The sequence below is a fragment of the Pseudomonas sp. GW821-FHT05D12 genome (genome assembly GCF_059419825.1).
The window spans coordinates 156066-170973 of sequence record NZ_JBWKSN010000015.1 but is presented as its reverse complement, the minus strand read 5'-3'; the positions used below and the strand labels follow the sequence as shown (position 1 = coordinate 170973).

The window sequence follows — 14908 nt, the reverse complement described above, 5'->3', positions numbered from 1 at the left end:
CCCCCCCCCCCCCCCCCCCCCCCCCCCCCCCCCCCCCCCCCCCCCCCCCCCCCCCCCCCCCCCGCTCCCACATTTGGGATGTATTTCAAGGTTGGAACCGAGTTGTGCCGTCCGCTCAAATGCCGGTGCAGCATCCCGAATCCCAAGCCCGAACAGCGATCAAAACTGTGGGAGCGGGCTTGCTCGCGAAAGCGGTGGGTCAGTCGCTGAAGAGGTGATTGATCTGGCGCCTTCGCGAGCAAGCCCGCTCCCACATTTATGTTTCGAAATATTCTGCGCACACAATTTTCACATCCCATCCAAGACAATTCGCCCGCTCAAACCTCCCAGCCAAAGGCCCTATCTCAACTGCCATTAAAGGCGGGGCAGGGGTGCACGTTCAGTAATTAATAGCCTTGCCGGCTTTGATCGGGCACCATTTGCGCCACCGCGTTAACCGCCTACCCCAGCCAGCCTGGGCGAGGGACGGACGCCACTGCATTATTTCGCAACTTAAACTTCCAATGGGTCCTGAAACGACATGGCAAACCCGGACGCCCTGAGTCAGCAGCGAGCTTCTAATCGCCTGCTGCAACCGACCGTCAAATCCCATCTGGCTTACACGCTGCTCTGCGCACTGGTCATGATGGTGATGTTCTCGCTGCTGCGCCTGGCGCTGCTGGTGTACAACCGCGAGATGATCCTCGACACCCCGGCCTCGACCTTCCTCGAAGCCTTCGCCAACGGCCTGCGTCTGGACCTGCGCCTGGTGGTGTACCTGATCATCCCATTGCTGCTGGCGCTGTTCAGCGTACGGGCGATGGCGGCACGTGGGTTCTTCCGTTTCTGGCTGACCGTAGCGTCCAGCATCGCGCTGTTCCTGGGCCTGATGGAAATGGACTTCTACCGCGAGTTCCACCAGCGCCTCAACGGCCTGGTCTTCCAGTATGTGAAGGAAGACCCGAAAACCGTGATGAGCATGCTCTGGTACGGTTTCCCGGTGGTGCGCTACCTGCTGGCATGGGCCGTGGGCACGTTGATCCTGAGCATCGCGTTCAAGGGCGCCGACCGCGCCACTCGCCCGCGCGGCCCGTTCAGCGGTGGCAGCATCGGCACCCGCCAGGTCGCACCGTGGTACAGCCGCATCGCGGTGTTCGTGGTCTGCCTGCTGATCGCCGTGGTCGCCGCACGTGGCACCCTGCGCCAGGGCCCGCCGCTGCGTTGGGGTGATGTCTACACTACCGAATCGAACTTCGCCAACCAACTGGGCCTCAACGGCACCTTGTCGCTGATCGCGGCCGCGAAGTCGCGCTTCTCTGAAGACCGCTCGAACATCTGGAAGGCGACCCTGGATCAGCCACTGGCGACCCAGACCGTGCGTGACATGCTGGTGCTGCCGCAGGAAAAGCTGGTGGATGCCGACATCGCCGCCGTGCGCCGTGACTACACGCCACCGGCCGAGAAGACCCTGCCGATCAAGAACGTGGTCGTGATCCTGATGGAAAGCTTCGCCGGTCACTCGGTCGGCGCGCTGGGGCGTCCGGGCAACATCACGCCGTACTTCGACAAACTGTCCAAGGAAGGCCTGCTGTTCGACCGCTTCTTCTCCAACGGCACCCACACCCACCAGGGCATGTTCGCCACCATGGCGTGCTTCCCGAACCTGCCGGGCTTCGAATACCTGATGCAGACCCCGGAAGGCAGCCACAAGCTGTCGGGCCTGCCGCAGTTGCTCAGTGCGCGCAAGTTTGACGACGTGTATGTCTACAACGGCGACTTCGCCTGGGACAACCAGTCGGGTTTCTTCAGCAACCAGGGCATGACCAACTTCATCGGCCGCAATGACTTCGTCAACCCGGTGTTCTCCGACCCGACCTGGGGCGTGTCCGACCAGGACATGTTCAACCGTGGCCTGGAAGAGTTGAAAGCCCGCGAAGGTGGCAAGCCGTTCTACGCGCTGCTGCAAACCCTGTCCAACCACACCCCGTACGCATTGCCGACGCCGTTGCCGGTCGAGAAAGTCACCGACCGTGGCAGCCTCAACGAGCATTTGACGGCCATGCGTTACTCCGACTGGGCCCTGGGCCAGTTCTTTGAAAAGGCCCGCAAGGAGCCGTACTTCAAGGAAACCCTGTTCGTGATCGTCGGCGACCACGGTTTCGGCAACGAACAGCAAATCACCGAGATGGACCTGGGCCGCTTCAACGTGCCGATGCTGATGATTGCACCCGGCATGCAAGAGAAGTTCGGCGAGCGTGACCACACCGTGGGCACCCAGATCGACATCGTGCCGACCATCATGGGCCGTCTCGGTGGTGACACCCTGCACCAGTGCTGGGGTCGTGACCTGCTCAACCTGCCGGAAGGCGACAAGGGCTTCGGCGTGATCAAGCCGTCCGGCAGCGACCAGACGGTAGCCTTGGTCACCGCCGACCGGATCCTGGTATTGCCCAAGGAAATGCCGCCGAAACTGTGGGAATACGAACTCGGCGCCAACCCTACCGGCAAAGTGATTCCTGAATCGCCGGACGAGGCTGCACTCAAGCAGCGACTCGAGTCGTTCCTGCAAACCGCCACCAAGAGCCTGCTGGATAACACCGCCGGCGTGGTGAATGGTAAGCCGGACTAACTAACCGGCAATAAAAAAGAGGCCTTTTTCAAGGCCTCTTTTTTTTGCATCTTTTTAATACCGGGTGGCGGTTATATCCGACCCAGCAGCAACAGCACCAACAGCACCACCAGCACTACACCGAGGATACCCGACGGGCCATAACCCCAGTTACGCGAGTGAGGGAACACTGGCAGACCGCCGACCAGCAACAGGATCAGGATAATGATCAGAATGAGGCTCATAGTTTTTTTCCTTATAGGCCTTCTGCAAAGACCGGTTATTTAACGAGGGGCCCGTCATTTAAATTCGGACGCCTTAACAACTCCGACTGCACCACGACAGAGAAAATTCCGTGTTTTTTTAAAGCATTTCGCACACAGGCTTATTTCTTTTAATGCGTTCGCAACTGCAGCTCATTAGTTGAAAAAGATTGAACTTAGGCTATACGCCGGCATCCGACCCGGCCTGCGGTTTGCCTGGGGCATTCATCAATCTGATGGTGCGTGGGTGCAGGAAAAACCTTCGCTACACTGCCGGTCACTTCTTCTGTGAACCACAAGGCTACTTCCTATGCAAAATCGCATGATGATCACTGGCGCCGGGTCCGGCCTGGGTCGTGAAATCGCTCTGCGCTGGGCCCGTGAGGGTTGGCAGTTGGCCTTGTCGGACGTCAGTGAGCCGGGCTTGCAGGAAACCCTCAGGCTGGTGCGAGAGGCCGGTGGCGAGGGTTTTATCCAGCGCTGCGACGTGCGCGACTACAGCCAGCTCACCGCGTTTGCCCAGGCCTGCGAGGTGAAGCTGGGCGGCATTGATGTGATCGTCAACAATGCGGGCGTGGCCTCGGGTGGGTTCTTCGCCGAGCTGTCGCTGGAGGATTGGGATTGGCAGATCGCGATCAACCTGATGGGTGTGGTCAAGGGCTGCAAGGCGTTTCTGCCGCTGCTGGAAAAGAGCAAGGGCCGCATTATCAACATCGCGTCGATGGCGGCGTTGATGCAGGGCCCGGCCATGAGCAACTACAACGTGGCCAAGGCCGGTGTGGTGGCCTTGTCGGAGAGCCTGCTGGTGGAGCTCAAGCAGCAAGAGGTCGGGGTGCACGTGGTCTGCCCGTCGTTCTTCCAAACCAACCTGTTGGATTCGTTTCGCGGACCGACCCCGGCAATGAAGGCGCAGGTGGGCAAGTTGCTCGAGAGTTCGCCGATCTCGGCGGCGGACATTGCCGACTACATCTACCAGCGGGTGGCGGCGGGCGAGTTCATGATCCTGCCCCATGAGCAGGGGCGGATGGCGTGGGCGTTGAAGCAGAAGAATCCACAGTTGCTGTACGACGAGATGACAGTGATGGCCGACAAGATGCGCGCCAAGGCCCAGGGTCAAAGCGCCAAGGCTTGAACCCAGGCTGGCCGGTGAGGGCGCTACCGAAGGCAATATTTCATCAGGTCTGTCAGGCAAATTACCAACGTTTGTAGGTGCTGGCTGATTTGTTTGCAAGCCATTGATGGCGCCCATCCATGCGCGCATGGTCAAGGTCCTGAGACTCAAAAAGGACAACGACCATGCTGGTATTAAGCCGTACTGTCGACGAAATCATCTCCATCGGCGACACCATCGCCGTGCACATCCTCGAGGTGAACGGTAACCAGGTGAAATTCGGGGTAGAGGCACCGACCGGGGTGCATGTTCATCGTGCCGAGGTCTATCAGAAAATCCTCGAGCGCCAAGGCGCTGCCACCCATCCGGTGCTGGTGCCCAACCCCTGAATAACCTCGGTCAGTCGAACAGATGCTTGGGCACATCGTGCTTGAGCATCAACTGGCACTGCTCGCTTTCCGGGTCGAACACGATCAATGCCTGGCCCTTGGTCAGCGCCTGGCGCACACGCAATACACGGGTTTCCAGGGGCGTGTCGTCGCCATTGTCGGTGCCGTCACGGGTGACGAAATCTTCGATGAGGCGGGTCAGGGTGTCGACTTCAAGCGCGTCGTAGGGAATCAGCATACAAGCCTCACATAGAGAATCCCGGCGATGCTACTGCGCCGGGACTCCAGTTGCCAGTATTCAGGACTTGTTGCCCACCAGGCTGTCCACCGACGGCACGCGGGTATCGCTTTCCATCTGTGTTTCATGCTCGATCTGGTGACTGAACCGATCCAGTGAACCCTGGGCCGGCTGGGCGTCGCTGGCGAACACGGGCGGGCTGAGGATGTAGGCGCTCAACAGCCGGCTCAGGGCAGCGAGGCTGTCGATATGCGTGCGCTCGTAGCCATGGGTTGCATCGCAACCAAACGCCAGCAGCGCGGTGCGGATGTCGTGGCCGGCGGTCACGGCCGAGTGAGCATCACTGAAGTAGTAGCGGAACAGGTCGCGGCGCACCGGCAGTTCGTTATCGGTTGCCAGTCGCAACAGGTGCCGCGACAGGTGATAGTCATACGGCCCGCCGGAATCCTGCATCGCCACGCTCACGGCATGCTCGCTGGAATGCTGGCCGGGGGCGACCGGGGCGATATCGATGCCGACAAACTCGCTCACATCCCAGGGCAGGGCAGCCGCGGCGCCGCTGCCGGTTTCCTCGGTGATGGTGAACAGCGGATGGCAGTCGATCAGCAACGGCTCGCCGCTGTCGACGATGGCCTTGAGCGCCGCGAGCAGGGCGGCGACGCCGGCCTTGTCGTCCAGGTGGCGCGCGCTGATATGCCCGCTCTCGGTAAACTCCGGCAGCGGGTCGAACGCCACATAGTCGCCAATGCTGATGCCCAGGGAATCGCAGTCGGCACGGGTCGCGCAGTAGGCGTCCAGGCGCAATTCAACGTGGTCCCAGCTCACTGGCATTTCATCCACGGCGGTGTTGAACGCATGCCCCGAGGCCATCAACGGCAGCACGCTGCCACGGATCACGCCGTTGTCGGTGAACAGGCTGACGCGGCTGCCTTCGGCAAAGCGGCTCGACCAGCAACCTACCGGCGCCAGGGTCAAGCGACCGTTGTCCTTGATCGCGCGCACGGCGGCGCCGATGGTGTCCAGGTGGGCGGAGACGGCGCGGTCAGGGCTGTTTTTCTGGCCTTTGAGGGTGGCGCGAATGGTGCCGCGCCGGGTCATTTCAAACGGAATGCCGAGCTCTTCCAGGCGCTCGGCGACGTAGCGCACGATGGTGTCGGTAAACCCGGTCGGGCTGGGAATGGCGAGCATTTCCAGCAAGACTTTTTGCAGGTAATTGAGGTCCGGTTCGGGGATGGTTCGAGTCATGAAAACTCCTCGTGAGGTGAGCGCGCTATTGGAGCGAGCGGGCTTACTGTGGCAAGTGGGACCTGTTGTGGTAAGCAGGCGATGGGTGGCACTTAGTGTTTGTGGCGAGCGGGCTTGCCCCGCGTTGGGCTGCGAAGCGGCCCCAAAACCTGCCAATCAGCTCTGGCTGGAAAAACGCGGCGCCTGGATGGGGGCTGCTTCGCAGCCCAACGCGGGGCAAGCCCGCTCGCCACAACAGCCCTGCCTGCCACAACAGTTCTGCCTGCCACGACAGCCCTGCTTGCCAAAACAGTTCTGCCTGCCACGGCAGCCCTGCTTGCCAAAACAGCGCTGCCTGCCAGACACAGCCTGCTTGCCACCACGCACATGCTCTCCACAACAGCCCGGCTCTCCACTGGGTTATTGGGCGGTCGGCTGGCTATGGGGAAACAACAAGTCCACAAACTTCTCCGCCGTCGGCTGCGGCTCATGGTTGGCCAGGCCGGCCCGTTCGTTGGCTTCGATAAATACATAGTCCGGTTGGTCGGCGGCGGGCACCATCAGGTCCAGGCCCACCATGGGGATGTCCAGGGCGCGGGCGGCGCGCACGGCGGCGTCGACCAGCGTGGGGTGCAGGATGGCGGTGACGTCTTCCAGGCAGCCGCCGGTGTGCAGGTTGGCGGTGCGGCGCACGGCCAGGGTCTGGCCCCGGGGCAGGATGCTGCTGTAGTCGTAGCCGGCCGCCTGCAGGGTGCGTTCGGTCTCGGCGTCCACGGGGATTTTGCTTTCGCCGTCGGTGGCCGCCTGGCGCCGCCGACTCTGGGCTTCGATCAATGCCCCGATGGAATGCTGGCCGTCGCCGGTGACTTCGGCAGGGCGGCGGATCGCGGCGGCGACCACCTCGAAGCCGATTACCAGGATGCGCAGGTCGAGGCCCTGGTGGAAACTTTCGAGCAACACGCGGCTGTCGAACTGGCGCGCCGCTTCGATGGCCTGCTGCACCTCTTCAATGGTCTGCAGATCCACTGCCACGCCTTGGCCTTGCTCACCATCCAGCGGCTTGACCACGATGCGCTGGTGTTCGTCGAGGAACTCCAAGTTGTCATCGGCGCTGCCCGCAAGTTGCTGCGATGGCAGTTTCAATCCGGCAGCTTTCAACACCTTGTGGGTCAGGCTTTTGTCCTGGCACAGGGTCATGCTGATCGCGCTGGTCAAATCGCTCAGCGACTCGCGGCAGCGCACGCGGCGCCCGCCATGGCTCAGGGTGAACAGGCCGGCATCGGCGTCATCCACCTGCACATCGATGCCGCGTCGGTGCGCCTCTTCGACGATGATCCGCGCGTAGGGGTTGAACCCCGCCTGCGGACCCGGGCCGAGGAACAACGGCTGGTTGATGCCGTTCTTGCGCTTGATCGCAAAGGTCGTCAGCGCGCGAAAGCCGAGCTTGGCGTAGAGGTTCTTGGCCTGGCGGTTATCGTGCAGCACCGACAGGTCGAGGTAACTCAAGCCACGGCTCATGAAGTGCTCCACCAGGTGGCGCACCAATACTTCGCCGACGCCAGGACGCGTACAGTGCGGGTCCACCGCCAGGCACCAGAGGCTGCAGCCATTTTCCGGGTCGTGGAAGGCTTTCTGGTGATTGAGGCCCATCACGCTGCCGATCACCGCGCCGCTGTCTTCATCCTCGGCCAACCAATACACCGGGCCACCTTGATGGCGCGGGGTCAGGCGTTCAGCGTCGACCGGCAACATGCCCCGCCCTTGATAGAGCTGGTTGACTGCCGCCCAGTCTGCCTCGGTCTGCACCCGGCGAATGCGGAAACCGCGAAACACCCGGGTGGCCGGACGATAGTCGCTGAACCACAGGCGCAGGGTGTCGGAGGGGTCGAGAAACAACTGTTGCGGATCGATCCCGAGGATCTGCTGCGGCGCCGCCACGTACAGGGCGATGTCGCGCTCACCAGGCTGCTCGTTGAGCAGTTCCTCGGCCAGGCTCGCGGGGTCGGGAAAGGTATGGCCGATCAACAACCGGCCCCAGCCGCAGTGCACGGCAATCGGCTCGGCGGCCAGCGGGCTGCCATCTTCGGCCAGTCGGGCTTGCAGGCGCTCGTAGGTTGGCGCCTGGCCCTTGAGCAAGCGTTGGCTGTAAGCCGCTGCATGGGGTTTCATCAATCAGATTCCTTGTTCGCTGAGCCACAGGTTCAGCGCCGCCAGTTGCCACAGCTTGGAGCCGCGCAGCGGGGTCAGTTGGCCTTGCGGATCGGTCAGCAGGCGGTCGAGCATGGCCGGATTGAACAGGCCACGGTCCTGGCTCGGGTCGAGCAGCAACTCGCGCACCCAGTTGAGGGTGTCGCCTTGCAAATGCTTGAGGCCGGGGACCGGGAAGTAACCTTTCTTGCGGTCGATGACTTCGCTCGGGATCACCCGGCGCGCGGCTTCCTTCAACACTTGCTTGCCGCCGTCGGGCAGCTTGAATTTGCCGGGCACGCGGGCCGACAGTTCCACCAGGCGGTAGTCCAGGAACGGCGTACGCGCTTCCAGGCCCCAGGCCATGGTCATGTTGTCGACGCGTTTGACCGGGTCGTCCACCAGCATCACGGTGCTGTCCAGGCGCAACGCCTTGTCCACGGCCGCATCGGCACCGGGCATGGCGAAATGTTCGCGCACGAAGTCACCGGCGGCGTCGTTGGCGGTCAGCCATTTCGGCGCGACGGTGGCGGCGTAGTCGTCATAGCTGCGGTCAAAGAATGCTTCGCGGTAGGCGGCATACGGATCGCTGGCGCCGTCGACCTGCGGGTACCAGTGGTAACCCGCGAACAGCTCGTCGGCACCCTGGCCGCTCTGCACCACCTTGCAATGCTTGGCCACTTCCCGCGACAGCAGGTAGAAGGCGATGCAGTCGTGGCTGACCATCGGCTCGCTCATGGCGCGGAAGGCCGCCGGCAATTGCTCGATGATCTCGCTTTCGGCGATGCGCAACTGATGGTGGCGCGTGCCGTAGTGCTTGGCGATCAGGTCCGAGTACTGGAATTCGTCGCCACGCTCGCCGCCGGCGTCTTCAAACCCGATGGAGAAGGTCGACAGGTCCTGCACGCCTACTTCACGCAGCAGCCCGACGAGCATGCTCGAGTCGACGCCGCCGGACAGCAGCACACCGACATCCACGGCGGCGCGTTGACGAATTGCCACGGCTTCGCGGGTGCTGTCGAGCACGCGGTCGGTCCAGTCTTCGAGGGTGAGGTTGCGCTCATCCTCGTGCGGGCCGTAGGGCAGGGTCCACCAGGTTTTCTGCTCGGTGGTGCCGTCGGCGTCGATGCGCATCCAGCTGGCCGGCGGCAGTTTTTCGATACCTGCCAGCAAGGTGCGCGGTGCAGGCACCACGGCGTGGAAGTTCAGGTAATGGTTGAGCGCCACCGGATCGAGGATCGGGTTGATATCGCCGCCCTTGAGCAGCGCCGGCAAGGCCGAGGCGAAGCGCAAACGCTGGCCGGTACGCGACAGGTACAACGGCTTGACGCCGAGGCGGTCGCGGGCGATGAACAGGCGCTGGGCATCGCGCTCCCAGATGGCGAATGCAAACATGCCATTGAGCTTGGGCAGCAGGGCCTCGCCCCAGGCGTGATAGCCCTTGAGCAGCACTTCGGTGTCGCCACCGGAGTAGAAGGCGTAGCCGAGGGCTTCAAGCTCCTGGCGCAATTCCGGGAAGTTATAGATCGCGCCGTTGAACGCCAGGGACAGGCCCAGTTGGGCGTCGACCATCGGTTGGGCGGAGCCGTCCGACAGGTCCATGATTTTCAGGCGTCGATGGCCCAGGGCAATCGGCCCTTGGGCATGGAAGCCCCACGCGTCAGGTCCGCGTGGCGCCAAGTGATGGGTGATTCGTTCCACCGCTGCCAGGTCGGCAGGTTGGTGATCGAAACGTAATTCTCCAGCTAATCCGCACATAGAGTCCTTACCGGTTTTTCCGTTGGGGAGGGATAGAAATGCACGCGCCAATACAGCGGGTACCTAGGGACTGACCCCACGCCCATGTGCGGAGTTTTAGATCAATAAGTTATATGGCAAACGGCCGCCCCTGCCTGCGAAGTGCCCCCCGGCCCGCGTGGCGTGGGCTAACGTGGCGGTAACCAGATCACGTTCAGGTACAAAAACCAGGGCGCTCCAGTGCTTGAACGCGCAACTATTTGAACCCTTTGGCGAGGAGGGTGGGCTTATCGTGCTGCGTCATTGTTCAACGCAATGAAGGAACGTTGTTAATGACGCAAACAGTTGATTTGAGCCAGGCCGTCGCGCCTGTGACTCAGGATGAAACGATGGCCGCGCTGCTCGGAGTCACCGGCGACCTGGACAAGGCGCAAGTGCTGTATGAGCAACTGCCGGCCTGGTTGGTCAAGGCTGATGCCGATGTGCTGCACGGCATCGAGCGGGCGCATGCGCTGAGTGAACGGCCGCGGGAAAAACTGCAGCGGCTGCTGCGCCGCCTCAAGCCCCTGGATCAGTTTTGCCGCGAACGGCTCGGCGCCTTCCTGGCGAGCAAAGGCCTGGCTGGACTGGACATCGATAATGACACCCTGGATCTGCCCCGGCGTTCATTCAGCGGTGTGAGTGCAGACCTTGGCGGCATGCTGATCGAGACCATCAACCTGGAGCGGCACAGCCTGTTGCAGGCCGCCATGCAGAACTTTTCCGACACCTCGGCCGCGGTGGGCGGGCTACCGATCAACGCGGTCGTGCGTGTCGGGCCAAAGCGCGCGATTGCGCAACACCCCACCGCGCATATCTTTGTCGGTTACTGTCGCGAGTTGAACCTGGGCGCGGCTTATCAGGCGCATATCCGTGAAGTGTTCAACCTGTCTGCTCCCGGTGAGGGCCAACTGGACACTGGCCGGGGCTATAACCCGGCGGTCAGCGAGGTTGGCCAGCCTCGCCGCCTGGACATGCAGATCGACCTGCATGTGGCCTATGGCAAGGGCGATATCGACGCCCCCACCCGTGCGTTGTTGCTCGACGTGGTCAGGCTCGACCTGCCAGCCGCCGAGGTACCAAACGTGTGGTTCAACCGCCAACCGTTGACTTGGCAGGGCTTGAACATAGACGGGGCTTGCCTGTGGGGCGTGCTGGTGTTTTCCAGCACGGCGGCCGAGGGGCTTTCCCGCGGCCCGATCGTGGTGTACATGCCCAATGAGCCGGTGCGCCCGTGGTACCGCTATGAGTCCCTGGAGCAGTTCAAGGTCTACCTGACGCTCAAACTCCAGGTCGGCTCCTATCGAACGTTTTTCACCGGCTATCTGGATGAGTCCGAGCGCTTCGATTTTTTTCAGCGCTTTGACCAGAACAAAACGTTGATACGGGTGGAGCCGCTGGCGGTAACCAGCAATGTGTCGACGTTTTTTTTCAATGCCTGTGTCGGCAAGATCCGCCTCGATGCCCTGGTACTGGCGGTGCCCAACGCCCAGGCCGATGACGATGCGCGCAAGGAGCGCGTCCAGAATTACCTGGATATCGGCCTGACCCTGCTGAATGTCGCGGGGTTGATGGTGCCGGTCATCGGGCAACTGATGATGGGCGTGGCGGTCGGGCAGATTCTTGGGGAGGTCTTCGATGGGGTGGACGATTGGGTCCACCAAGACAAGCACGAAGCGCTCAGGCACCTGACCAACGTCGCTGAAAACCTGGCCGCCATGGCCTTGTTCGCGGCGGGGACGAGCGTGGTGGGGCGGCTGTGGCGATCTACCCCTGCCACGTCGCGGCTGTACGAGAAAGTCGAAGGTGTGCGCATGCCGGACCAATCCACGCGGTTATGGCGTACCCGTCCCGAGCCCTATCAGCAGTCCCTGTCGCTGCACGGCCGGGTTGCCGGTCCGCGAGGGGTGTATCAGGTCGACGGCCAGTCCTACGTGAATATCGACGGTGCGGTGTATTCGATCACCTTCGATGCCCGTACCGGCCGGTGGAGAGCCGTGCACCCGCGACGTGCGTCGGCGTATCAGCCGCCGGTGAGCCACAACTTCCAGGGCGGCTGGCAGTTCTCGTTCGAGCGTCCCTATGAGTGGGAAAGTGTCGAATACATCCTGGGGCGGCTCGACCCGAGCCTGAAGTCCTTTACCCCGGAACAATTGCGCCAAATCGCCGCCATCACCGATATGAACTTGTCCCGCCTGCAGCAACTGGCCAGGGACAACCTGCCATTGCCGGAACGGTTGCGCGATTGTGCGCAGCGCATGCGGCAGAACCAGAGTATTCGCGACCTGATCTGGCAAATGGACCATCAAGCCCCCCTCGACGCGACGACCTCCCACGTGCAGATGCAGGCGCTGCCGTTGATGGACGGCTGGCCCAAAGGGCGGTTTTTCGAACTGCTGGACGATGAAGGCTATGTGCTTGAGCGCCACCCTGACACTGCGCCTTTCGACTACGAAGACCTGAGCATCCACCTGACCACGCAGCAACTGAAAAGCGGGCAGATCCTGCCGACATTGCTGGCCGCCCTGGACGATGAAGAAAAGGTGACACTGCTGGGCGGCGCCTTTCAGCCAGGCGAGGAGCAAGCGATCCTGGCGCGGCGCCTCGCGGCATCGCTCAAGCAGCATCATCGAGCGGTGTATGAACGGCTGCGAGCGCATGTCGACTTCACCGAGCAGGCGGATCATGGGCTGCTCAAGGACCGTCATCCGCAGTTGCCTATTCGGCTCGCCTGGGAAGTCATGAGTGAAGCCTCCACCGCCGAGCGCCTGCGCTTGCGGCATACCCGGCGCGTGCCGCTGCGCCTGCGCCAATGGGCGCGCGCGACCGAGGAGGCGCTGGACGAAGACGAGGCCCTGATGGGCCTGTACGTACCGGAGGTGGCCACCGATGCCACCCGCCGCATCGCTACCGGCCTGCTGCGCGTGGTGCCGGGCTGGCCCGAGGACCTGGTGCTGCAGGTGCGCCGTGAGCGCTTGCGAGGCGACGTTCTCGCCCAGGTGGGCGATACAGAGGCCGCCGCCACGCGTGTGCTGGTTCAGTCGGCGAAGGGCTTTCGCGCCCACGATGGGCAGGGGGTGTCGCTGGGTGCGCTGGCCGGTGGTCCGGAAGGGTTCTACACGGCACTGCTCGACTGCCTGTCCGCCGAGCACATCGAGGCAATGGGACTCGACGGAAACGAAATGGCCAGTCGCCTGCGCCACACCCTTATCGGTAAGGCCGAGGATGAGCGCAGCCGGATAGCTCGTTACCTGTGGCCGGAACGGGCGCTGGCTGAGGAACCGGCCCTGTCGTGCGTGCAGGCCACGCCGATGGGGTGGCAGCAATATCCCCATGGCCTGATGCGCAAGGTCAGAAAGCTCTACCCTTTGTTTGATGACTCGCGCATCGCGACTTTCCTGCAAGCCCTGGGCTCCGATCACCTGTCCCGCGCCAAAGCCGTGCGTGCCCTTGAAGAACAATATGAGGCGTTGCATCGGGCCCTGAAGCTGTGGACCAAGGACAAGGTCGCGCAATCCAACCAGGCCCTGCTTGACCTGCGCCTGGCGCGCCATCAGGCCGCAGAAGCGATCAAGCGCAGTTGGCAATACGCGACACTGAGCCGGGATGTGGCGGCTCGCCAGGTCCCGATCCTGAATCTTGACGGCATGGCCGTTGGCGCCTTGCCGACCCTGCCGCCGGGTGTCCATTTCGGGCATGTCCGGCAGTTGTCGTTGAAGCGGATGGGGCTCAACGACGACGTCGGGTATTTCCTCAAGCACTTCAAGGGCCTGAATTTCCTCGAACTGACGGGTAACCGCATCACGCGGCTGCCGGAAGTGCTCCAGCAAATGAAGCAGCTCAGTCACTTGTACCTGGACCACAACCAACTGCAACTGACCGAGTACACCCGCACCAAACTCGCCGACCTCAAGGCGCTGCAAGTGCTGAACCTGAACGACAACCCGCTGCTGGACTCACCGGTGGTCTACAAGATGCTCGATCTGCAGACCCTGGCCTTGCGCAATTGCCGGCTGACAAGCCTGCCGACCGGCATTATGCGCATTCCCCACCTGAACCGACTCGACCTGCGCGCCAACGATATCGTCAGCTTGCCGCCGTGGTTGTTCGACACCGAGCAGCGCAAGCCCGAGAACATCCACCTGGAGCAAAACCCGCTGGATGCCGGCACCCGCCAGCTACTGAACCATTACCGCGACGAGACGGGGGTGGGCATGGGTTTTTTTGAAGATGACATTGGCCGGTTACACGAACAGCGGGCCAAGGCCCTGTGGCTGGGGGATGAACGGCTGGCGGGGCACGCGCAGCAAGCCGAGATCTGGCTGGGGCTTCGCGATGAGCCGGCTTGCGACGGACTGTTCAAGCTGCTGGCAGGGCTGAGTGATACCGCAGACAGCGTGCACGTGCGAGAGGACCTGCACCGGCGTGTCTGGAACGTGTTGGAAGCGACGGCAGAGGATGTCGAGTTGCGCGGCCAAGTGTTCGAACTCGCCGCCACGCCGTTGAACTGTGATGACAGCGCCGCCGACAGTTTCAGTAATGTGGAGGTACTGGTTCTGGTCCGCAAAGCGGTGCGACAGGTCGAAACGGGCGAAGCGCAGACCCGGCCGCTGCTGCGCTTGGGCAGGGGCTTGTTTCGTCTCGATCGGCTGGCGTCCATCGCCCGTCGCCATAGTGTCGCGCATCCGACGGTCGACCCGCTGGAGGTCAGCCTGGCCTATCGGACTGGCCTGGTCGAGCGCCTGCACTTGCCGGGGCAGCCTCGCCACATGCGCTATGCCAGCCTCGGCGGGGTCACCCAGAACATGCTCAGAATGGCCGAAGCGCAGGTCAAGGAGGCTGAGCTTTCGCCGCTGCTTCTGAAGTACCTGGCGAGTCTGCCGTGGTGGCAAAACTACTTGAAAAAGACCCAGAGCGGTTCGTTTGAAACCTTGAACGAACCATTCATCAGCCGCTCGGACACGCTGTTCGAGCAGCGTGAAGCCCTGGATGACGCCACCTACAAAAACCGTATCGATCAGATCAGTGACGACCGGCAACGGGCGGAGTCCGCCGAGCTTGAACGCCTGACCCAGGAGGCGTTGAGGCTGGATGACCTGGGTGGCTGTGCATTGCCAACGGTGCACTGAGCCT

The 14908-nt window shown here is 62.5% G+C and carries 9 protein-coding genes; 4 read left to right on the top strand and 5 right to left on the bottom strand.

What is annotated here, in order from left to right:
- The first annotated feature begins 520 nt into the window (after positions 1 to 520).
- Positions 521 to 2608, top strand: coding sequence for an LTA synthase family protein (locus AC07SI_RS25675; RefSeq protein WP_065904285.1), 2088 nt, complete (start codon positions 521 to 523; stop codon positions 2606 to 2608).
- A 71-nt stretch (positions 2609 to 2679) separates the two neighbouring features.
- Here AC07SI_RS25675 and AC07SI_RS25670 read toward each other — a convergent pair whose 3' ends face one another.
- A complete protein-coding gene (locus tag AC07SI_RS25670) occupies positions 2680 to 2832 on the bottom strand; it encodes a DUF3309 family protein (protein WP_015885095.1) in 153 nt (50 codons plus the stop codon).
- A gap of 328 nt (positions 2833 to 3160) precedes the next feature.
- Here AC07SI_RS25670 and AC07SI_RS25665 point away from each other — a divergent pair, with 328 nt between their 5' ends.
- Both AC07SI_RS25665 and csrA read left to right on the top strand, forming a co-directional pair.
- Positions 3161 to 3982 carry an SDR family oxidoreductase gene (locus AC07SI_RS25665; RefSeq protein WP_065904286.1) on the top strand — a complete coding sequence of 274 codons (822 nt, stop codon included), beginning with the start codon at positions 3161 to 3163 and terminating at the stop codon, positions 3980 to 3982.
- Between the two features lie 164 nt (positions 3983 to 4146).
- Positions 4147 to 4350, top strand: a complete 204-nt coding sequence (csrA, locus tag AC07SI_RS25660) for a carbon storage regulator CsrA (protein ID WP_120449285.1) — start codon at positions 4147 to 4149, stop codon at positions 4348 to 4350.
- A gap of 10 nt (positions 4351 to 4360) precedes the next feature.
- On the opposite strand, the gene AC07SI_RS25655 is transcribed toward csrA, so the two are convergent.
- From AC07SI_RS25655 to AC07SI_RS25640, 4 genes are all read right to left on the bottom strand, one after another.
- Entirely contained in the window at positions 4361 to 4588 is a 228-nt protein-coding gene (locus tag AC07SI_RS25655; protein ID WP_003192759.1) for a YheU family protein, read from the bottom strand.
- A 60-nt stretch (positions 4589 to 4648) separates the two neighbouring features.
- Complete coding sequence (locus tag AC07SI_RS25650; RefSeq protein WP_065904290.1) at positions 4649 to 5833, bottom strand: osmoprotectant NAGGN system M42 family peptidase; 1185 nt, start codon at positions 5831 to 5833, stop codon at positions 4649 to 4651.
- 399 nt (positions 5834 to 6232) lie between these two features.
- Positions 6233 to 7981: an N-acetylglutaminylglutamine synthetase gene (gene ngg, locus AC07SI_RS25645; RefSeq protein ID WP_065904291.1), complete on the bottom strand. Its 1749-nt coding sequence runs from the start codon at positions 7979 to 7981 to the stop codon at positions 6233 to 6235.
- Between the two features lie 3 nt (positions 7982 to 7984).
- On the bottom strand, positions 7985 to 9757 hold the full coding sequence (locus AC07SI_RS25640) for an N-acetylglutaminylglutamine amidotransferase (RefSeq protein WP_065904293.1): 1773 nt from the start codon (positions 9755 to 9757) through the stop codon (positions 7985 to 7987).
- 311 nt (positions 9758 to 10068) lie between these two features.
- Between AC07SI_RS25640 and AC07SI_RS25635 the strand changes: the two genes are divergently transcribed.
- Positions 10069 to 14904: an NEL-type E3 ubiquitin ligase domain-containing protein gene (locus AC07SI_RS25635; RefSeq protein WP_495006752.1), complete on the top strand. Its 4836-nt coding sequence runs from the start codon at positions 10069 to 10071 to the stop codon at positions 14902 to 14904.
- The last annotated feature ends 4 nt before the right edge of the window (positions 14905 to 14908 follow it).

Excerpts from the sequence above, each read along its gene's own strand:
- AC07SI_RS25655 (WP_003192759.1), bottom strand. The coding sequence starts at position 4,588 with ATGCTGATTCCCTACGACGCGCTTGAAGTCGACACCCTGACCCGCCTC.
- ngg (WP_065904291.1), bottom strand. The coding sequence starts at position 7,981 with ATGAAACCCCATGCAGCGGCTTACAGCCAACGCTTGCTCAAGGGCCAG.
- AC07SI_RS25650 (WP_065904290.1), bottom strand. The coding sequence starts at position 5,833 with ATGACTCGAACCATCCCCGAACCGGACCTCAATTACCTGCAAAAAGTC.
- AC07SI_RS25635 (WP_495006752.1), top strand. The coding sequence starts at position 10,069 with ATGACGCAAACAGTTGATTTGAGCCAGGCCGTCGCGCCTGTGACTCAG.
- csrA (WP_120449285.1), top strand. The coding sequence starts at position 4,147 with ATGCTGGTATTAAGCCGTACTGTCGACGAAATCATCTCCATCGGCGAC.
- AC07SI_RS25675 (WP_065904285.1), top strand. The coding sequence starts at position 521 with ATGGCAAACCCGGACGCCCTGAGTCAGCAGCGAGCTTCTAATCGCCTG.
- AC07SI_RS25670 (WP_015885095.1), bottom strand. The coding sequence starts at position 2,832 with ATGAGCCTCATTCTGATCATTATCCTGATCCTGTTGCTGGTCGGCGGT.
- AC07SI_RS25665 (WP_065904286.1), top strand. The coding sequence starts at position 3,161 with ATGCAAAATCGCATGATGATCACTGGCGCCGGGTCCGGCCTGGGTCGT.
- AC07SI_RS25640 (WP_065904293.1), bottom strand. The coding sequence starts at position 9,757 with ATGTGCGGATTAGCTGGAGAATTACGTTTCGATCACCAACCTGCCGAC.